This window comes from Nocardiopsis alba DSM 43377 (assembly GCF_000341225.1).
Classification (GTDB): domain Bacteria; phylum Actinomycetota; class Actinomycetes; order Streptosporangiales; family Streptosporangiaceae; genus Nocardiopsis; species Nocardiopsis alba.
Genome location: NZ_ANAC01000007.1, coordinates 75,907 through 95,576 on the forward strand (window position 1 = coordinate 75,907; position 19,670 = coordinate 95,576).

A 19,670-nucleotide genomic window follows, 5' to 3' on the forward strand; every position below is an offset into this window, starting at 1 on the left:
TGGTGGTCCATGGTCGATCATCGTGTTCGATCGGTGGCCAGGGCGGTGAACACCCGGGCCCGATCGGTGGTCTCCACACCCATGATGGCCGGACCGTCCTCGAGGGCGGCCACGGGAGGTTCCCTCGCGTCCCGCCACCTCTCCCCGGCCTCACCCGTTCTCACGTCGAGGGCCCGGTAAGAGCCTTCGCCCGCGAGATACAGAGTGGAGGCCACCAGGGCCCGCGGTCGTTCGTCATCTTCCACTCGCCCCAGCCGAACGGGTGCCTCTCCCGCGTCGTCGAGCCTGAACGCGTACCGGCTCTCGGGTTCGTCGACGGGGGAGGCGACGGCCACCGTCCGTCCCCGCCCGGCGTCCAAGAGCACGGGGGTCCGGGACTCCGCGAGCGTGAGCAGGAGGTGCCCCGTGGCCAGGTCGTGCACCGAGTATCCCAGGATCCCATCGGCCTCCGACGTCCACTCGAGGGCCACGGCCGCGGTGGCCCCGTCGGTGGGACGGGGGCCGGGGCCGACGCGGACCCCCGGTTCCTCCCAGAGGGGAGGTATCTCCAGGTCGGTGTGCTCCCACAGGGTACCGCCGGTGGAGTCGATCGTCCGGAGGGTGTCCGCGCTCCGGGTCAGGACCATGCCGCGATACTCGTGCAGGGGTGTCTCCCCCCGTTCCTCGTCCGCGATCACCGAGCCGGTCGCCGGGTCGAGCGCGACCTTGGGGCCGGTGCGGTCGCTCATGACGCTGCCCTGCACGGCCGCGAAGATCAGCCCCGGCCCCACCAGGGTGCCCGGAACGTCCACGGGGCCCCATACGCGCCCGCCGTCGTCGGGGTCGAAGGCCGAGGCCGTGGTCACGGTGGCGAGAAGACCTCCCTCGGGGTCCTTCTCCTTGTCGAGCAGGACCACCGGTTCCGAGCCGTCCCGAGGGTCGTGGGCGATGGCGAACCCGGTGCACTCCGGGTCGCGTTCGGCCGCCCACCTGGTCCGGCCCTCGGCGTCGACGGCCAGGAACCGGAGCCGTTCGCCCGCCGACCCCTGGGCCACGCCGATGAACATCGACCCGGCGGCCTTGGGTTCGGAGGTGAACGGCGCCGTCCACAGGGGCTCTCCCCGGAGCGGCGGGGGAGGGGAGACGGAGACCTCGGGCGGGGGAAGGGCCGGATCGTCCACGAGCCGCACGGCGGCGTCCTCCGTACCGGGCGGCGCGCACGCGCCCACCAGCAGCGTCACCGCCAAGACCACCGCGCGGCCCGCGTTCGAGGGCACGATCACTCCCCTTCCGAGGTCTCGCGCGCGCTCGGGTCGCGGTCCGTCGTCCTGGCGTCGTCGGAGGCGCTCGCGCCGCCGCGCCGGGCGAACAACGCCAGTGCGCCGAGCAGGACCGCCACCAGGACCAGAGCGATGACGTCGGTCGTGCTCCCCAGCCGGGACAGAGGTTCCTGAGCCCGGTAGGCGACCTCCTCCAACCACCGCATCCCCGGAAGGCCGCTCATGGACGCGGTGCCGTCGAAGACCAGGAAGATCACCCCGACCCCGATGAACAGGGCGCCGCTCAGCACGGCCGTGGTGTGCGTGGTCAACGGACCCACGCGCAGGGAACGGCCGCGCAACCAGCGACGGCGTCCCAGGTCGAACCGGTCCCATCCCAGGGCCAGGAGGAACATGGGAAGGACCATGCCCAGGGCGTAGGCAGCCATCAACAGCATGCCGCGCGCCGGGGTCCCGGTGGCCGCGACGGTCAGCACCGCCCCCAGGATCGGTCCGGAGCAGAAGCCGGCCAGACCGTAGACCGCCCCGAGCCCGAGGACCGACAGACGTCCGCGCCCCGAGGCGAAACGCGACTGGGCCCGGGCCAGAGGACCCCAGGTGTAGCCCCACCCCAGGATCTGGATGATTCCGAAGGCGATGATGACGCCGCCGGCGATGCCGATGAGCGTCTCCCTGTGCCCGTAGAACAGGACGCTGACCATGGCCGATCCCGCCCCGAACGGGATCAGGGTCAGGCACAGGCCGATGTAGAAGATGCCGGTGTGGAGCAGCAGGTGCCCCGGGTTCCGGAAGGCGTAGGCGAAGAACGAGGGCAACAGAAGGGCGCTGCACGGGCTGAACAGGGCCAGCACCCCGCCCGCCGTCGCCGCCAGGAGACCGATGTCCATGGGTTCACCCCTCCGCGGCGTTCAGGGCGGACTCGATGCTCTCGACGAACACCGGCAGCGGCTGGGCCCCCATCACGGGGTCCCCGTTGACGATGAAGGCCGGGGTGCCGGAGACACCGATCCGTTGGCCTTCGAGGAAGTCGGCGTCGACCCTGGCCGGCAGGCTCTCGTCGTCCAGGGCCTCCTCGAAACGCTCCGGGTCCAGGCCGCTCTCCTCGACGAGCTCTCGGAGGAGCGCGTCGGGGTCCGAGGACGACTTCAGTTCCTCCTGGTGCGCGAAGACCGTCTCCTGGTACTCCCAGAAGGCGTCCTGTTCGGCGGCGGCCAGAGCGCCGAGGGAGAGCTCGCGGGACAGATCGCCCAGGTAGGGGAACTCGCGCCATTCGATGCGCAGGTCCCCGGAGTCGACGTAGCGTTCGACCAGTTCGGGTTGGGTCTCGTGGGCCCAGGCGGCGCAGAAGGGGCAGGCGAAGTCCGAGTAGGCCACCATCACCACGGGCGCGTCGACGGCCCCCATGGCGCCGGGGTCCTCGGCCTCGCGCCTGGCCAGGGTCTCTCCCCACGCTCGCTGTTCCTCGCCGACGTGGTCCTCGCCGGAGCCGCCCGAGACCTGGACGTCGGAGGCGTCCCCCTCGGGGTCCCCGTCCTCCAGGGCGATGCCGATGGTCACCGCCAGGACGAAGGCGAGCAGTACGGCACCGGCCACGATCAGGGGCATGTTGGAGCGGCTCTTGGTCCGGCTCGACATGGGCACCTTCTTTCTATCTTGCATAGAGAGTATTCTATGGAGGATAGAAAATGCTGCCGAGGTGTTCGAGGAAGAGGGGGACGTATGCGCTCATGGGGGCGTCGAGAGTGGACCGTCGCGGCGATCGGAACGGCCGCGACCCTGCTGCTCCTGGGGGTTCCGGCCGTCCTCGTCCCGAACGGGCTGTTCTCCAGGGAGGTCGATCCGACGTGGTGGTCCTATCCGGTGTGGGCGGCGGCCTCGGTCCTGACCGGCCTGGTGGCGGCGACCTACGTCCGCGGCGCGACGGGACCGGCGACGGAGGACGTCGATCGAGGCCGGGGCAAGGGGATCGTCGGGGCCGCCCTGGCCTGGTTCGCGATCGGCTGTCCGGTCTGCAACAAGCTCGTGCTCCTGGCGTTGGGCGCCAACGGGGCCATGACCTGGTTCGCGCCGCTCCAACCTCTGCTCGCGGTCGCGGGCCTGGCGCTCTCCGCGTGGGCGCTCGCCTCCCGCCTGCGCGCCGCCGAGTCCTGTCCGCTGCCCACGCCCTGAACCGTTCGCTCCACGTCGCGCGTGATCGGATTCCTCATGACCAATGGGCTGTCCCCAGGTGAAATGTGGAGAGGGGAGGGGACCTTCCTCACCTCCTTCGCGCACCTCGCGTGCGGCGCGTATCCGCAGGTCGAGAGCTCACGTGCACGATTCCGGCTCGGGAGCCGCGCGGAAATCGGGGATCCTTCACCTCCTACACAACCGCCCGGTCGGCTGATAGAAGTTCACGCGTAAGGCTCCCCCAGCCGCCCGGAGGCTTCCCATGAAACGCCGGTGGTCGATCCGTTCACGCGCGAGTGCGGTCGTGGCCGCGGGTTGCGCCTTGATCCTCACCCTCCCCCCGGCCGTCGGTACGGCCGCCGCGGACGACGATCCACGCGACCACACCGCCTTCAGCGAGAACGTCGAGGTCCCCCCGGAGGGCTCGGTGGCCCGGGACGACGCTCCCGCCCCTCGATTGGAGACGTTCGAGTCCGAACGTCCGGTCGCCCCCGGCGTCACCCTGAGATCGTTCGACTCCTACGGGCCGGACGGCTACACCGGGAACCCCACCTGGTTGCAGGGCGACCTGCTGACCACCGACCTCACCGGCGGCGTCGGCGTCGACTACCTGTTCCCCGGCCGGGTGACCGACCGCGAACCCCTGAGCGCCCAGGCCGACCGCGTCGGCGCGGTCGCCGCGGTGAACGGCGACTTCTTCGACATCAACGCCTCCGGAGCCCCGCAGGGGGTGGCGGTGCGCGACGGCGAGCTGATCCAGTCCCCGATGCCCGGCGAGTACGCCGGCTCCTCGGTGATCTTCACCCCGGACGGACTCGGCTCCATCGGCGAGGTGTTCTTCGAGGGCACCATCGACCTGCCGACCGGAGAGACGCCGTCTCTGGACGCGATCAACAAACCGGCGCTGGGCGCCGGCGAGATCGCCGCGTTCACCCCGCTGTGGGGCGACCACTGCCGCTGCCGGGCGGTCGAAGGCGCCGCGGAGACACTGGAGGTGGTGGTCGCCGACGGCGTCGTCACCGAGATCGTGGACCGACCGCGAGAAGGGGAGATCCCCGACGACACCTTCGTCCTGGTCGGCCGTGAGGACGGTGCGACCGCCCTCTCCGATCTGACCGTGGGCGACGCGGTCGGCATCGACTACGAGGCCCGGGCCGCCGAGGACCAGGAGATCCACGCCGCCCTCAACGGCCGTCAGATGCTCGTCGTCGACGGCGAGGTCCAGCGGGCCTCCGAAGGTAACAACACCCCGGGCGCCCCGCGCACGGCGATCGGGTTCTCCGAGGACGGCTCGCGGATGTACCTGCTCAGCGTCGACGGCCGCCAGCCCTCCTTCTCCGAAGGCGTGGGCCTCGACGAGCTGGGCGAGATGATGGTCGATGCCGGCGCGCACACCGCGCTCAACCTCGACGGGGGCGGGTCGACCACCATGGTGGCGAGAACCCCCGGCTCGGAGCGGGTACGGGTCGAGAACCGCCCCTCGGACGGCGCGGAACGACTCGTCCCCAACGGACTCGCGCTGTTCGCCCCCGAGGGCAGTGGACGACTCGACGGTTTCTGGGTCGAGACGCGGATCGAACCCGAACGCGCCGCGGGCTCCGGCTACGTCGCCCCGAGCCGCCCCGACCGGGTCTTCCCCGGACTGACCCGCACGCTCACCGCGTTCGGTCACGACGAGACCTTCGGCCCGGCCGAGGGCGTTCCGAACTGGCGCTCCGACGACGGCCGGGTCGGTCTGGTGGACCGCGAGGGCGTGTTCACCGCCCATACGACCGGTATCGCCACCGTCACCGCGAGTAAACTGCGCGCCAGAGGCGAGATCGAGCTGACCGTTCTGGGCGACCTCGCCCGGATCGAGACCACCCCCGAACGGGTCGGACTGGCCGACGCCGACGCGTCCACCGTGGTCGAGGTGACCGGCTACGACGCCCAGGGGTTCGCCGCGCCGATCGAACCGGCCGACGTCGAGCTGTCCGTCGACGAGAGCGTCGCCCGGGTCTCGGTGACCGAGGACGGACGATTCGAGATCACCGCCGCCACCGACAGCGGTTCCACCCTCGCCGCGGTCCGGGTCGGCGACGTCGAGACGACCATGGCGATCACCGTCGGACTGGAGGAGGTCGTCGTCGCCGACTTCGAGGACGCCGCCGACTGGACCTACTTCGGCGAACGCGCCGACGGGGACGTCACGGTCGCCGAGGGCCGGGACGGCAAGGCGGTGGGCCTGACCTACGACTTCACCACCTCGACCGGGACCCGCACCGGAGGCGCCCTGCCGCCCGGCGGGCGACTGGAGATCCCCGGACAGCCGCAGGAACTGCGCGCCCAGGTGCGTACCGAGGGGAACGGAGAGTGGGCCAGCCTCCAGGTCTGGGACGGCGCCGGCCAACTGCTGCCCGCCCTGCGCGCCGGATACCTCGACGAGGAGGGGTGGCGGGAGCTGGTCTTCGAGGTCCCGCCGGGCACGCAGTACCCGCTGTCGCTGCGGCGCCTCTACTTCGCCGAGACCGAACCGGACGCGAGCTACCGGGGCGAGGTGATCCTCGACGAACTGACGGCGATGGTGCCGCCCCCGATCGACGTGCCGCCCACCGAACCGGTCGTCGACCCCGTGGTGGCCTCCGGAACGGCCGTGGCCGACCAGGACTGGCGGTTCGCCGTCCTGTCCGACGCGCAGTTCGTCGCCCGCGACCCCGACAGCGAGATCGTCGCCTACACCCGGCGGGCGCTCCGAGAGATCCGCGACAGCGACGCCGAGTTCCTCATCATCAACGGAGACCTCGTCGACGAGGCCGCGCCGGAGGACTTCGCCCTGGCCCGGACCATCCTCGACGAGGAGTTGGAGGGTGAGCTCCCCTACTACTACGTTCCGGGCAACCACGAGGTGTCCGAGGGCACTCTGGACAACTTCCGGGAGGCCTTCGGGGAGCCCCACCGGGTGGTCGACCACCACGGCACCAGGTTCATCCTCCTGAACACGGCTCGGCTCTCGTACCGGTCCAGCGACTGGTCACAACTGCCCCTGCTGCGCGAGGAGCTCGACTCCGCGGCCGAGGACCCCTCCGTGACCTCGGTCGTCGTCGCCCAGCACGTGCCCTTCCGCGACCCGTCCCCCTCCAGGGCGAGCGAACTGGCGGACCGCAAGGAGGCCACCGCCGTCGAGAACTGGCTGGCCGACTTCCAGGCCGACAGCGGCAAGGGCGCGGCGTTCATCGGAGCGCACGCGGGCATGTTCCACGCCGACCGGGTGGACGGGGTGCCCTACGTCATCAACGGCAACGCCGGCAAGAACCCCTCGACCGGCCCCGCCGACGGCGGCTTCACCGGCTGGTCCCTGTGGGGGATCGACACCGACGGCGCCGCCTCGCGGGACTGGGTGCGGACCGAACTGCGTCCTCACGTGGACGGTCTGGAACTCGACGCCCCGGCCTCGGTCGCGGTGGGCGAACAGGCCGATATCACCGCCACGGTGGACAACGACGGGAGCGCGGTCCCGGTCGCCTACCCGGTGAGCGCGGACTGGTCCGGCTCCGACGACGTCCACATCGGCTCGGCCGACGAGGCCGGGGAGGAGCACGCCGCATCCTTCGACCCGGCGACGGGCCGGTTCGACGCCTTGAGGGCGGCCACCGTCGACCTCTCCGTCACCGTGAACGGCGTCACCGAGCGGGTCACCATCGACCTGACCTGAGGCCCCGACCCGCCCCGGGCCCTCCGGTGACCCCACCGGAGGGCCCGGGCCCTCGTAGAGAAGGGCCCGCCACCGACCCCGCGACGGTGACGGGCCCTTCCGTACCCACCTCGACCGAGGTGGGAGCCAGGGGTGTGAGGCGGGGCCGGCCGGGGCGAACGGCCGGCCCCGGCCCGGTCACCAGCTGGACTTGGTGATCCCGGGCAGCTCTCCCCGGTGGGCCATCTCCCGGAACCGGATGCGGGACAGGCCGAATTTCCTCAGATGTCCACGGGGCCTGCCGTCCACGGAGTCGCGGTTGCGCACCCGGGTGGCACTGGCGTCACGCGGTTGACGTCGCAGCTCGGCGAGGGCGGCCGCGCGTTCGTCCTCGCCGGTGCGCGGGTTCTTGATGAGGCGCTTGAGCTCGGCACGGCGTTCGGCGTAGCGGGCGACGACGGCCTTGCGCTGCTCGTTCCGGGCGATCTTGCTCTTCTTCGCCATCAGACCCTCTCTCCACGGGCGCGGATGTCGGCGACCACGCGTTCGATGCCTCGGGCGTCGATCACCTTCATGCCCTTGGCGCTGACCCGGAGCCGGACGAAGCGTCGTTCGCTCGGCAGCCAGTAGCGCTTCCGCTGGACGTTGGGGTCGAAACGGCGTTTCGTGCGCCGGTGGGAGTGGGAGATCGCGTTGCCGAACGCGGGGGCCTTCCCGGTCACCTGACAGATACGGGACACGGTTCTTCCTTTCAGGTCGATCGGTTCTGTTTCACGGAGGAGGGGTAGGGCAGCAGGGCCATCTCGCGGGCGTTCGCGATCGCCGCGGCGAGCAGCCTCTGCTGACGGGCCGTAACCCGGGTGACGCGCCGGGCCCGGATCTTGCCCTTGTCCGACAGGAACCGGCGGAGCAGGGCGACGTCCTTGTAGTCGACGTGGTCGGCCTCGCCCAAGGGGTTGGCGAGGGCTCGCCGGCGGGCGGGTTTCGCGGCGCGGCGTTCATCGGCGGACATGATCACCTCTCGGAGAACTCGGCGAAGGGGTCGTTGTGGAAGTCCTGGTCCGCTTCCTCGTCGGTGACCAGGCAGGAGTCCAGCAGGGAGAGCAGGGCGTCGGCGTCCATGCCGATCCCGGTGAAGGACAGGTGCTGGCGGCGATCGCCGACCGCCGGATCCCAGTCCACGAGGGCACGGGAGCGTCGTGTGGGCGAGACCAGGTCCATGGCGGCCTCGGGGAGCGAGGCCATCCAGGGGCCTCCGTTCTCCACCATGAGCAGGTCACGGTAGGAGTCCCACACGAGGAGGGAGTCGGGCTGACCGGCCAGCCAGAACCTTCCTCGGCCGCGCAGGCTCATCGAGACGATCCGTTCCAGCGCGTCGGCGAACCGTTCGGGATGCATGGGTCGGCGCCTGGTCCAGGTCACCGATCCCACCCCGTGCTCCTCGGCGTGGTCCGTGTAGTGGGCCCAGGCCGGGTTGAGCCGGTCATGGGTGGAGGCCGGGTCGAAGCGCCGGTCGAGGAGGCTCCGCAGATCGGCCCCCGACCGGAGGAGCGTGGCCGCGGGGTTGAGCTGTCGGAGGAGGGAGCGTACGTGGCGTTCGTTCTCCGTACCGCGAAGTACGAGCGTGTTCGGGTACTCCAGTTGCCGATGGAGGACCTCGGCGACCGTGCGGGAGTCGTCCTGTGCGACGTCCAGTCCGCGGTCGGTCAGGTCGTCGTCACCACCGAGGTCCGAGGTCAGGCGGGCGGTGTCCACGACCGTGGCGACGGTGGTCAGGTGGAGCCTCTCCTGAACGGAGATCGCCTCGGCGATCGACCGGGGTTCCACTGCCTCCCAGGCCTCCACGACGCACAGGCCGTGTCGGCCGGTGTCCGCGGTGCTCAGGAGGAAGGGGACGAGGTCCTCGCGCAGGGTGCAGGAGGCACAGGCGTGGTCGAGGTCGACGGCCGCGATCTCGGTGGGGCCCGCGTGGTCGCGCACCACACGGTGCACGGCACCGTCACCGATGTCCCTCATGTCGTGGTGTACGGCGATGGACCCCGGCACGGCGGCCAGCAGTTCGTCCACGGCCCGGCGCCGCGCGGCCGCGTGCAGGCCGGCGACCAGTGCGATGCGCATCGGATGCTCCTCTCGAGGTGTCTTTTCCAAGTGTGGAAATGAAAATCGTTTTCATACTCTACACAGCCTTGAGCGCACCCGGTAGACCCGGGGTGGAGAAGAGAGGACGACAGCGGCGGGAACGTCCTCGATCATCGAGGGCTCGGCCGCCGGCCGGGGCACGAAGCGGACATGAAAAGGCCCGCCACGGAGGGCGGGCCATCGGGGGCGGGGCAGGGTTCGTCAGGGGTAGGAGGTGTCCTGGACGCCCACCAGGGCGCCCATGGACTCCTGGAGCGATTCCAGGAGCTTCCTCAGGCTGCGTCCCTTCGGCTCTTCGAGGAATGCCGCCACGGCGGCGTAGACGTCCACCGTCGCCTCCGGACGATCGGTGTCGTACTCACCGATGAGGAAACGGCCGAAGGTGGACGACCCCGGATCCTCGTCGAGCACCCACGCACCGCCGACGTCGCTGACCATGTACTCGGCGCAGTACATGGTCAGGAACAGGTCGAAGGGTCGGTAGCCGATCATCTCGAACGGCTCCAGGTCGTCCATGGAGCAGATCGTGTGCATGTGCGTGAGACCGTGGCTCGGGTTCTCCAGGAGCGTCTCGGGCGGGTCCCAGCGGGACAGCTCGCCCAGACGGACGACCACCTCGCGGCTCAGGTCACGCCAGTCCGACAGGGACTCCCGACGCTCGTCCCAGGCACGGGCCGCCGTGTCCGAGTTCGAGGGGTCGGAGATCGGTTCCTCCGGGTCGAAGGGGTAGGGCATGAGGTTCCTTGTTCTCGATGAGGGTGGGGACACACCGGGACCCGGGGGAGAGGACGGCGCGGGAGCCCAGCCTAACGATCACCCCCGACGATCCGCGTCCTCATCCCGGACGCGGAACCCACCCCTGGGGACGACCGTTCTCCGCGGGCTTGACCTCGGCCTCGAACCCCTTGACCAACCCGGTCGCCCGTGCCACCGCGAGGGCCGCGGTCACGTCGAACTCGTCCTTCGCGCGGTTCACGTATTGCGAGTCCTGACGCGCGGCGAAGTCCAGAGCCGCCTCTAGAACCTCACGCCATTCCTCCTCGGTGCCGGAGCCCCGCTCGGCGAGCTCCAGAACCCGGGTCAGGATGAGGACCCCCTCCTCCCACTCGTTCGTGGACTCACGCAGGTCGAGGAAGTTCAGAACCCTCTCGACCGTCCTCTCCGTGGTGGACAGATGGGTCAAGAGAAGGTTCAGACCGTCGTTGTCGATGATGTCGGGGTAGTCGATACGGTCCCAGACGGCCCCGTCCCACCAGTAGGCGAACCCCTGCTCACGGCCGCTCTCCAGTTCGGCGAACCAGGTCCAGGGCAACCAGTCGGGGCCGACATAGGGGTCGTAGCCCTCGATGTCGACGTGCTCGTCGCACTCGTGGTCGGCACCGACGAGCACCCCGCGACCGTCGTCGAGACGGGCGAGCCGCCACTCGTTCCCTCCCGCGTCGTCGTGGTGCACGACCGCGTCGGCGTAGACGTGCTGACTCGCGCCGCCACCCGCCTCCAGGGAGGCCAACGCGGCGGCGCGGGCCCAGAGGAGATCGAACGGGGGCAGGTCCTCGGGGCGACCGGGGGTGTGGAATTCCATGACGAGCCTTCCGGGTAGGGGTGAATGGAGAAGCTACACCGGGGCCACGACGGTCCGAGCGTGGTCCGTTCCGGGCGGAGGAACACGGGGTGCTTCGCGTGATCGCTCGACGGGGCCACGGGAGGCCCCGTCCGGCCCTGGACGCCACGTCGTCGCCGGGCCGGTGGTCAACCGATGTCCCACAGCAGTACGGTGCCGTCATCGCTCGCGGTGGCCAGGGTGGCGCCGTCGGGGGAGAAGGCCACCGACCACACGGCGTCGGTGTGCTCCCCCTCGAGGACCGTGACGGGTTCACCGGTCTCGGCGTCCCAAAGACGTGCGGTACCGCTGGCGTCACCGGTGGCGAGGAGCATGCCGTCGGGGCTGAACGCCACCGTGTTCACGGGGCCGTCGTGTCCGTCGAGGACGATGCGGGGTTCGCCGGTCCCGGCGTTCCAGATCCGTGCGGTGCCGTCCTCGCTCGCCGTGGCGGCGAAGGCCCCCTCGGGGGAGAAGGCCACCGACCACACGGAACCGTCGTGTCCGTCGAAGGTGGTGCGGGGTTCGCCGGTTTCGATGTCCCAGATCCGTGCGGTGCCGTCCTTGCTCGCGGTGGCGAGATCGAACCCACCGGGGCCGAAGACCACCGAGTTCACGGTGTCGGTGTGCCCGCCGAGGGTGTCGACGAACTCACCGGTCCGTCCGTCCCAGAGACGGGTGGTGCGGTCGTCGCTGGCGGTGGCGACGGTGGAGCCGTCGGGACCGAACGCCACCGATCTCACGTAACCGGTGTGCCCGGGAAGGGGCGTGGGTTCTTCGGTCTCGACGTCCCAGAGCTGCGCCGTGCCGTCGCTGTGGACCGAGGCGACGGTGGCGTCGTCGGGAGAGAAGGCCACCGACCACACGTGACCGTCGAAGCTCTTGGGTGTGGCGACGAGATCGCCGGTCTCGACGTCCCAGAGCCGTGCGGTGCCGTCGCTGCCGGCGGTGGCGACGGTGTCGCCGTCCGAGTCGAACACCACCGTGTTCACGTGATCTTCGTGTTCACCGATCGGGACGGGGCCCTCGACCTCGGCCTCCTCCGCCTGCGCCGGGTCCTCGGCGCCACCGATATCGGCCCTCCACAACAGGAGGGCGGAGACGAGGGCGAGGGCGGTCACGGCCGCAACGCCGATGTACAGGCCCTTCCTCGACCTCTTTCCGTTGGAGCCCGTACCCGCTGTGGACGGTGGTGTGCCGGTTCCCTCCAGGGACCCGGGGGACGAGATCTGTTCCCTGGTGTGATGCGGGAGGCCGCCCCGAGCGATCGTAGCGGCCGTCGACGGGGGAGGTGCCTGCCCGGAGCCGGTCGAGACCGAGAGCACGGAGGGGAACGCCGTGTTCTCCTCGGGTACCGCGAAGTGGGGCGAGGCTCCAGGGGTGTGGAGGTCGTCCGCCTCGAAGCGGGTGAGGATCAGCTCCGGGGTCGGGCGCCGGCCGGGGTCGTGGTCCCAGCAATCCCGGATCAGGTCGCGGACGTCCGGGTCGATCTCGCCCGGGTCCGGAGGGGGACCGAGGAGACGGCGCAGGGTCTCGGCCATGGTCCCGCCGGTGAAGGGGCCGGTGCCGGTGGCGGCGAAGGCCAGCACGCTGCCCAGGGAGAAGACGTCCGAGGCCGGGCCCACCCGTGAGCTCTCGGTCTGCTCGGGCGACATGTAGGGCAGGGTGCCGAACACGGTGCCGTGGGTGGTCATACTGTCGGCGTCCATGGGCCGGGCGACACCGAAGTCGATGATGCGGGGCCCGTCGGCGGCGAGGATGATGTTGGCCGGTTTGAGGTCGCGGTGGACCAGGCCGCACCGGTGGATCGCGTCCAGGCCCTCGGCGAGCCCGGTCGCCAGGATCCGGAGCGCCGGTGGATCCAAGGGACCGTGTTCGCGTACGGCCTGGACCAGGGTGAGCCCGGGGATGTGGGCGGTGGCGATCCAGGGCGGATCGGCTTCGTGATCGGCGTCCACGACCTGGGCGGTGTGGAAACCACCGACACGTCGCGCGGCCTCGGCCTCCCGGGCGAAGCGGGCACGGAAGCCGTCCTCGGAGGCGAGTTCGGGGCGGATGACCTTGATGACGAGCCCGCGGCCGGAGGCGGTGCGGGCGAGGTAGACCTGGCCCATGCCGCCGGAACCGAGGCGTGCGGTCAGCCGGTACCTGCCGACCTGTGGGGGGTCGGTGGGGAGCAGGGGGTCCACGGTGTCGGCCCTTTTCGTCGGAGTGGCGAGGGAGAGTCCGCCGGATCGTCGTCGTCCCGAAGGGAGAACGGGATCCGGCCCGCCGTCACCGGAGTGGATCCGGGGCAGGGCCGAAGGGTTCTCCGCTTCCGCCGTCCGTCGGCGGTTCGGAACCCTCAAGATAGGCGGTTTCGTCGGAAACGTCCGCATCCGGACCGTGGGTCGACAGGGTGTCGAGTTCGGTGGAGCACACGTGACCTCGGGACTCGGAATCTCCCGGCCGGGGAGGTCACCGACCGGTCCGCTCGGGGGAGCCCGCTCTCCTCTCTCGTGCCGCTACGCCTATCCCCAGAGTCGCTAGGACGATGACCAGGGTGAAGGTGACCGGCAAGGAGACGGCCTCGGCGGCGAGACCGATGAACGGCGGACCGGCCAGGTGGGCGATGTACCCGATGACGCTCACCTTCGCCGCCATGGAGGCCGCGCGGCTCGGATCGGAGCGGCCCGCACGCGAGATCGCCACGGGGAACAGCGGGCCGACCAGGAGACCGATGACGGCGACGGAGACGCTCATCGCGAGCGGAGTGTGGACGAGCATCCCGATCAGTACCGCCACGGGAAGGAGAAGGGCGGACGCCATGACGATCCGCTTCTCGGAGAAGCGCAGCAGCATCGCGTCTCCGCACGACCGTGAGACGAACATGGCGAGGCTGAAGGCGGTCAGGGCCAGTGCCCCCCTGAGCGGGTCCGGCGCCGAGATCACGCGTGATCAGCAGCGCCGACCAATCCGTCACCAGCCCCTCGACCAACAGGCAGGAGACGGCGAGTACGGCGACGAGGACCGGTAGACGACGCCCCCTCCGTTCGCTCTTCTCCATCTCGACGGAAGGGTGATGTGTCCTGGGGGCGAACCGCAGGAGGACCGGGGCGGACAGCAGGGTCATCAGGACCAGTACCGCGGCCATGACCATGAAATGGGCGAAGACCGTTACGCCCATGTACGTGGCGATGGTCCCTCCTCCGACGCCGGTGAGCACCCCCAGGCTGTAACCGCCGTGCAGACCGGAGAGTACGGGCCGCCCCGAAACCGCCTGGAGCGAGATGCCGGCGGTGTTCATCGCCACGTCGAGCGCCCCACCGGCCGCCCCGAGTACGAAGAGCACCGCCGTCAGCCGGGCCAGGTCTCCGGTCAGCGGTATGAGCGGCAGGGCCGCGCTGAAGACGATCGCGGAGACCACACAGATAGGGGTGTCCCTGAGGCGTTGGAGCAGTTTCGCGGTCAGGATCAGCGCCGGAACGGAACCGCCCGCGATCCCCAGAAGCGCGATTCCGAGCTCGGCGTCGGTCAGTCCGAGGGAATCCTTCACCTCGGGGATCCGTGGCGCCCAACTGGAGAGGATCGCGCCGTTGACGAAGAAGATCGTCCACAGGGCGAGGCGGGCGAGACCGAGCTCGCTGTAAGGCATGAGGCCCCTCGGGCCGCCCTACCGGTGGTGGTGTGCGTCGGCCCCGGACGGGACAGGAACGGCGCTTCGTCCGACCTCAGTATGAGGATCGCCCCCGGATCCCACAAGGGTCCGTCCACCCCCGCCATGTGGACGGAGAGTTCCCATTCGCGGTCGGGGCAATGGTGAATGAATCGCTTTTCCCTGGTCCGTGTCAACGCCTTTGAAACCCAGATGTTCGGCATGACGAGCACGATGGTCGAGAAACGCCCTCTATGCCGGGAGGACAGCGACGACGCTCTCGCCCCGGTGCACCGTCGCGGACGGCAGGATCGTCACGGTCGGCGGCCTCGCGGGACCCGAGGGCCTAGGTCCTCATGCGCGGGCCTTCGCTTGAGCGACCCAGCCCTCGAGGTTGGCGACGAGGTTCGCGTACGTGGCTTTCGTGTCGATACCTCCCCATCGGTCGACCCTCGTCGGATCGAACACCGGGATGTTGTCGGCGCCGAGCGCCTTGTCGAACGGGTTCGCGCCGGGGCGGTCGGCTCTGCCGAACGATGACAGACTGTGAACGCGGACCCCGACGAGCGGTTTCTTCGCCTGCCAGGCCTTCTCGATCTCGTAGATCACCCAGGGGCGGTCGGCTGTCTCCCGTCCGATGAGGACCACGACCGCCCGCTTGTAGCGCATCTGCTCATCGATCCAGTCGACGATGGCCTGCCGACCGCGTCGTTTCACTTCCTCCCAGTCCTGGGCGTTGAGTAGGGGCTGTCCCTCGAGCGCGTTGATGTTTCGCACGAGCTGAACACGGCTCACGTCACGTTCATAGTGGAAGGAATAGAACACGGTTTTGATCGCCACAATCGGCTCCTTATTCTCCTCGAGGCCGAGCGGGTCTCGACCTCGATCCGAGAATAAGGTCGGGCACCGACATTATGTTGATCCCGATATCTCGCGCAGACGATGTGGTGATGAGGTTCGGATCCGGATTCCCGTCATAGCCGCCGAGATCGTCGCATGGTCAGGGTATGCATACCGCCGGTCACGTGTTCGAGGCTCGGTTCAGAAGACGTTTCGTACTGCACGCGATGAAGAACCGGTTGTATGCCGGAGTCGCCTTCCAGTACTTACTCGAAGTGGGTGATAGCCGAACCGGCAGTGCCGGGTGCTCAGAGGGATGGTGAGATTGTCGGGGGTAGAAGCTGAAGAGCTGTTTTTCTTCGTGTCGGTCGGACACTCCGGCAGTGCCCGGCTCTTGCCGATGGTGGGATGCGGGTGACGATGCCTCGGGTGGTGTTCTTGGAGACGCCGGTGAGCCGATCCACTTCGACGTGGACCCCGGACTCCTCCCAGACCTCTCTGCGTACTCCCTCCTCCGGGGTCTCCGCGAGTTCCAGGACGAGACTGGGGAGTTCCCATCTTCCGTTGTCCGCGCGACGGATCGCCAGGAACCGACCGTCCTCGCGGACGACGGCCCCGGCGACGGATACAGAGTGCAGTGGCGTTGACGGCCTATCTCCGGTGCTGTTACCCATGCGCGCGAGCCTAGAAGGGGAGGACTGGCAAGGGAGGAGGCGAAAGAACCTTTCGGGGAGGGCGGGGCGCCGTTCCGCCCGTTCGGAGGACGCAGGGCCCCCACAACGCGACGAGGACCTCTTTCGAGGTCCTCGTGAACCCCGTTTGACCTGGGGATTCGTGGCGCACCCGGCAGGATTCGAACCTGCGGCCGTCGGATTAGAAGTCCGGCACCCTAGTACCGCCACATGCCACTTTGTGCCGTTGTGTCCCGCATCATCCGAATCCGGATGCCGTTTCGTGCCGCCCGCTGACGTCCCGGTCCAAAATTGCGGAGCACGAACGGAGCACACAGACCTGGAAGAGGTCGATGGTGGCTCGTGAGGTTCTGGCGCGAACACTGCTTCCAGGCCGGACGAGCCACTCTCGGTTGTTCTCTGCTCTGACTAGGACCAGAGTGGCGGATCGCCTGTGGAAGATCAGGGCCTGGAACTCGTGGTCGAGTCCGCTCACCCGGCCGGTGCCAGGCGTTTGCCATCGTGGCCGCGGACGTGGGGACCGTTCGGGTCCAGGGCATCGAGGAGCCGGATCGCGTAGACCTCGGACATACGCTCGGCCACTTCTTCGGGGGTGAGCCAGGCGACGGCGGTCGACTCGTCCGACGGGCGTGGGTCGCCACCGGAAGGTGCGCACCGGAAGACCAGGGCCACGATGCCCCGAGCGGTGTTCTTGTAGACGCCGGTGAGCCGGCCCACCTGGACGTGGACCCCGGTCTCCTCCCAGACCTCCCTGCGCACCCCCTCCTTCGGAGTCTCCGCGAGTTCCAGAACGCCACCGGGGAGCTCCCATCTTCCGTTGTCCGCGCGACGGATCGTCAGGAGTCGACCGTCCTCGCGGACGACGGCCCCGGCGACGGATACGGAGTGCAGTGGCGTTGACGGCCTATCTCCGGTGCTGTTACCCATGTACATGAGCTTAGGAGGCGTAGAAGGACTATGACGAGCGTTGCGGGGGCAAGGTCTGGGAAGCCCCGGTATCTCCAGATCGCGGACGACATCGAGGAGCAGATCAAAGGCGGACGTTTGGCACCCGCGGAAGAGGTGCCGAGTGATACCGTTCTGATGGAACGCTACGGCGTCTCCTCGGGAACGGTGCGCAAGGCGATCGCCGAGTTGCGCGCCGCCGGTCTGGTGGAGACCTTCCAAGGCAAGGGCTCCTTCGTCAAGTCTCGGCCACCGGTCACCCGGAAGTCCTCTGACTGGTTCCGGCGCTCTCACCGTCGTGCCGGTAAAGCCGCCTACATCGCGGAGACCGAACAGGCCGGGGTGAAGCCCACCGTTCAGGTTCTCTCCATCGGGCCGGTGGCCGCTCCCCGTGAGATCGCCGAACGCCTGGGCGTGGCCGATGGAGACAAGATCCTCGCCCGTCGGCGCCTCTATTTCAGTGATGGCGTCCCTACTGAAGAGGCCACGTCGTATCTGCCCTGGCCAGTGGCTCGGGATATCCCCGAGCTGTTCGAGGAGAACCCTGGCGGAGGGGGTATCTATGCGAGGCTCGAAGAGCATGGTCATGAATTCGCCGAGTACGTCGAGACCGTGCGGGCCCGGTTGGCCACCAAACAGGAAGCGAGCGCTCTGGGGCTGAGTCCTGGTTCCGCGATCATTCATCTGACGCGTAACGCCGTGACCACCTCGGGGAAAGTGGTGGAGGTCTGCGACACGATCATGGCCGCGGACCAGTTCGTGCTCGACTACCGCATTCCGGCCTTGGACTGATCTATCGGGCGGCCGGGCGGGTCTGTTTCCTCTGCAGGGTTGACTCATGTACATGAGTGGGGCAACCTGAGTGTAGTGCTTATGTACATGAGTGCATGTGTATCTCTTATTTGCATGAGAGGAACCATGGCTTGTCAGCGTGAGTAGTGAGCTCGCGCTCGGCCAGAGGAACACGTCAACGACCCCCTTCGGAGCGTGCCCCGTGAACGCTGCTGCCCCTACGCCGGAACCGACCTTCGTGGGCGATGAGAGTTTCCGACCCCTGCCTGCCGAAGCGACATCGACAGATGATGACGGGACCAGAACGACCGGGGGTAACCCCCAGGGGGCGAATGAGTTCGGGCCGGTGCTGCCACGCCCCGCGGCCGATGATCCGGTCGGGCACGGTTACACCGCGTTTCAGGTAGTGCGGTCGGCCGTGTGGGCGGCGCGGGAGTGCCGGTGGGTGAACGGCATGGACATGGTCCGCCGTGCCGAGACCGCATGGGAGGCGATCGCCGAACACCTGCAACTGGTGCCCCTGAGACCGGAGGAGACCGAGCTGATAGCCGTCGGCTGGAAGGCGATGAAGGCCCAGCGCTACCAAGACCTCCAAGCTCACGGGTTGGGCGGTAGGGACAAGGCCTTGGTCTCTCGAGCCTTCTTGCGCTACTGGAGCAGTGCCTCAGCGCCAGCCCATTCCCACGAGGATCTGATCGTGGATCGTATCGCCCTGGCCCAGATCTGGCTCGCCCTCTCCCCGAAACACCGTCGAATCCTGACCGTGCTGGCTGAATGCGACGATCGCCGGGATGCCGAGCGGGCCATGAACATGGACACCACCACCTTCACACGGGTGTTGGGAAGTGCTCGGAAGGTGTTCTTCGCCCTGTGGCACGAGGGTGAGATCCCATCGAAGATGTGGGGTTACGACCGGATCGCGGAACGCCATCAGAACGTGATGTCCCTGGTGCGACTGCGAAAACGCAGAGCCCTCAAGCGCAAGGCCTCCGGAGTGGTTCCCCGCAAGGGGCGCCCTCCGGTCAAGGACCTGGGTGTTTCCAACAGCGAACTCCTGGCTCGATACGAGGCCGGGGAGACCTGTAAGAAGCTGGCGCAGGAGTTCAGTGTCAGCCGATCCCTCATCACGGACCGAGCGGACAAGGCTCGTTCGGCACGGGCTGCCGTGGCTCAGAAATCGGTCGCTGAGGAGACGAAGTGAGATCTGAGAGTGCCCGTTCCCGGAAGCAGTAGCGAAGGCCTCGGCCATCGACCACGGTCTAGGACCGTGACCTCCCGTGGTTCTCGAAGACCTCGAATGACGACGGCCGATCCCGGCGTCATGGATGGCCGGCCGCTCAGATCACTGCATCAAGAGGCTCTAAGAAAAGGAAACGCCCCGGCGTGGTGTTCGCAGCACCGCGCCGGGGCTGGAACCCCTACCTGAACACAGCAGAAGGAGATCATGGGAAAGCCTACCGGCAGGCACCGTAAATCCGTACGTGGTTGGGGCCAGAGGTTGCGGTGGTGGTTCGGCGTGATGCTGACGGCAGTGCTGTGCAGCCCCTTGAAAGCCCGGTACGAACGTGAACCTGCTCTGCACCAGGGTGTCTCTGGAGCGCAGGTCGCCGGCGTTTCCGAGAGGGGGCCGAAGGTATCCGTTGAGCGGGGGAGTTCCACAGCCCTCCCTCCCAGTCGCTCGGCTGCGGCTTCGGTCCGGATTCCCTCTCCCCGCGAGCCGCACCCTTCGGAGGTGGGGTGGTGCGTGGACGATGACGGTGTGCGCGGGGTACGCCCCTATCTGTTCCGTGCGCGGTCTGCATCCGCCCTGCGGTACGGGAAACCTTCAGAGGTGATCAGTGGAAGGCCCGAGAGTGAGTTCGGTGATCTGGCGTTCCTGGTGCGCACCTGGCTGAACATGCAGAACACGACCTGACCGCGAATGGTCGGT

At 68.7% G+C, this 19,670-nt stretch carries 19 protein-coding genes and 1 tRNA gene; 5 read left to right on the forward strand and 15 right to left on the reverse strand.

The window, feature by feature from the left end; genetic code table 11:
• Positions 1–17: 17 nt before the first annotated feature.
• From D451_RS0105620 to D451_RS0105630, 3 genes are read right to left on the reverse strand one after another with little or no spacing between them, the layout of a single operon-like run.
• Positions 18–1,256, reverse strand: a complete 1,239-nt coding sequence (locus D451_RS0105620) for an outer membrane protein assembly factor BamB family protein (RefSeq protein WP_036567808.1) — start codon at positions 1,254–1,256, stop codon at positions 18–20.
• A gap of 2 nt (positions 1,257–1,258) precedes the next feature.
• On the reverse strand, positions 1,259–2,146 hold the full coding sequence (locus D451_RS0105625; RefSeq protein ID WP_017533725.1) for a cytochrome c biogenesis CcdA family protein: 888 nt from the start codon (positions 2,144–2,146) through the stop codon (positions 1,259–1,261).
• Between the two features lie 4 nt (positions 2,147–2,150).
• The gene (locus tag D451_RS0105630) at positions 2,151–2,894 is read right to left on the reverse strand and encodes a DsbA family protein (protein ID WP_017533726.1); all 744 of its coding nucleotides are present in this window, start codon (positions 2,892–2,894) and stop codon (positions 2,151–2,153) included.
• An 84-nt stretch (positions 2,895–2,978) separates the two neighbouring features.
• Between D451_RS0105630 and D451_RS0105635 the strand changes: the two genes are divergently transcribed.
• Both D451_RS0105635 and D451_RS0105640 read left to right on the forward strand, forming a co-directional pair.
• Entirely contained in the window at positions 2,979–3,428 is a 450-nt protein-coding gene (locus D451_RS0105635; RefSeq protein ID WP_017533727.1) for a hypothetical protein, read from the forward strand.
• 262 nt (positions 3,429–3,690) lie between these two features.
• A complete protein-coding gene (locus tag D451_RS0105640) occupies positions 3,691–7,119 on the forward strand; it encodes a phosphodiester glycosidase family protein (protein ID WP_017533728.1) in 3,429 nt (1,142 codons plus the stop codon).
• A 177-nt stretch (positions 7,120–7,296) separates the two neighbouring features.
• Here D451_RS0105640 and rpsN read toward each other — a convergent pair whose 3' ends face one another.
• The 12 genes from rpsN to D451_RS0105700 form a co-directional block, all read right to left on the reverse strand.
• Positions 7,297–7,602, reverse strand: coding sequence for a 30S ribosomal protein S14 (gene rpsN, locus D451_RS0105645; RefSeq protein ID WP_017533729.1), 306 nt, complete (start codon positions 7,600–7,602; stop codon positions 7,297–7,299).
• Positions 7,602–7,838 carry a 50S ribosomal protein L28 gene (gene rpmB / locus D451_RS0105650; RefSeq protein ID WP_014909195.1) on the reverse strand — a complete coding sequence of 79 codons (237 nt, stop codon included), beginning with the start codon at positions 7,836–7,838 and terminating at the stop codon, positions 7,602–7,604. The genes rpsN and rpmB overlap by 1 nt, the downstream gene beginning before the upstream one ends.
• An 11-nt stretch (positions 7,839–7,849) precedes the next feature.
• Positions 7,850–8,110 carry a 30S ribosomal protein S18 gene (gene rpsR / locus D451_RS0105655; protein ID WP_026124852.1) on the reverse strand — a complete coding sequence of 87 codons (261 nt, stop codon included), beginning with the start codon at positions 8,108–8,110 and terminating at the stop codon, positions 7,850–7,852.
• A 2-nt stretch (positions 8,111–8,112) separates the two neighbouring features.
• Positions 8,113–9,216: a CobW family GTP-binding protein gene (locus D451_RS0105660; protein WP_017533731.1), complete on the reverse strand. Its 1,104-nt coding sequence runs from the start codon at positions 9,214–9,216 to the stop codon at positions 8,113–8,115.
• Positions 9,217–9,438: 222 nt separating this feature from the next.
• A complete protein-coding gene (locus tag D451_RS0105665; RefSeq protein WP_017533732.1) occupies positions 9,439–9,972 on the reverse strand; it encodes a hypothetical protein in 534 nt (177 codons plus the stop codon).
• A 100-nt stretch (positions 9,973–10,072) separates the two neighbouring features.
• Complete coding sequence (locus D451_RS0105670; protein WP_017533733.1) at positions 10,073–10,819, reverse strand: hypothetical protein; 747 nt, start codon at positions 10,817–10,819, stop codon at positions 10,073–10,075.
• A gap of 167 nt (positions 10,820–10,986) precedes the next feature.
• Positions 10,987–13,026 carry a WD40 repeat domain-containing serine/threonine protein kinase gene (locus tag D451_RS0105675; RefSeq protein ID WP_017533734.1) on the reverse strand — a complete coding sequence of 680 codons (2,040 nt, stop codon included), beginning with the start codon at positions 13,024–13,026 and terminating at the stop codon, positions 10,987–10,989.
• A gap of 268 nt (positions 13,027–13,294) precedes the next feature.
• Entirely contained in the window at positions 13,295–13,768 is a 474-nt protein-coding gene (locus D451_RS0105680) for an MFS transporter (RefSeq protein WP_017533735.1), read from the reverse strand.
• A 1,057-nt stretch (positions 13,769–14,825) separates the two neighbouring features.
• Positions 14,826–15,311 (reverse strand): TIR domain-containing protein, encoded by a 486-nt coding sequence (locus D451_RS0105690; RefSeq protein ID WP_017533737.1) that lies wholly within the window; start codon positions 15,309–15,311, stop codon positions 14,826–14,828.
• A gap of 308 nt (positions 15,312–15,619) precedes the next feature.
• The gene (locus D451_RS27225) at positions 15,620–15,985 is read right to left on the reverse strand and encodes an NUDIX hydrolase (RefSeq protein WP_017533738.1); all 366 of its coding nucleotides are present in this window, start codon (positions 15,983–15,985) and stop codon (positions 15,620–15,622) included.
• Between the two features lie 161 nt (positions 15,986–16,146).
• A tRNA-Arg gene (locus D451_RS27795) sits at positions 16,147–16,217 on the reverse strand.
• 257 nt (positions 16,218–16,474) lie between these two features.
• On the reverse strand, positions 16,475–16,936 hold the full coding sequence (locus tag D451_RS0105700; RefSeq protein ID WP_017533739.1) for an NUDIX hydrolase: 462 nt from the start codon (positions 16,934–16,936) through the stop codon (positions 16,475–16,477).
• A gap of 24 nt (positions 16,937–16,960) precedes the next feature.
• Here D451_RS0105700 and D451_RS0105705 point away from each other — a divergent pair, with 24 nt between their 5' ends.
• The 3 genes from D451_RS0105705 to D451_RS28220 all read left to right on the forward strand — a co-directional run bounded on the left by D451_RS0105705 (position 16,961) and on the right by D451_RS28220 (position 19,655).
• Entirely contained in the window at positions 16,961–17,740 is a 780-nt protein-coding gene (locus D451_RS0105705; RefSeq protein WP_017533740.1) for a GntR family transcriptional regulator, read from the forward strand.
• A 454-nt stretch (positions 17,741–18,194) separates the two neighbouring features.
• A complete protein-coding gene (locus D451_RS0105710; protein WP_234305925.1) occupies positions 18,195–18,941 on the forward strand; it encodes a hypothetical protein in 747 nt (248 codons plus the stop codon).
• 543 nt (positions 18,942–19,484) lie between these two features.
• Entirely contained in the window at positions 19,485–19,655 is a 171-nt protein-coding gene (locus D451_RS28220; RefSeq protein ID WP_169336168.1) for a hypothetical protein, read from the forward strand.
• Positions 19,656–19,670: the final 15 nt, after the last annotated feature.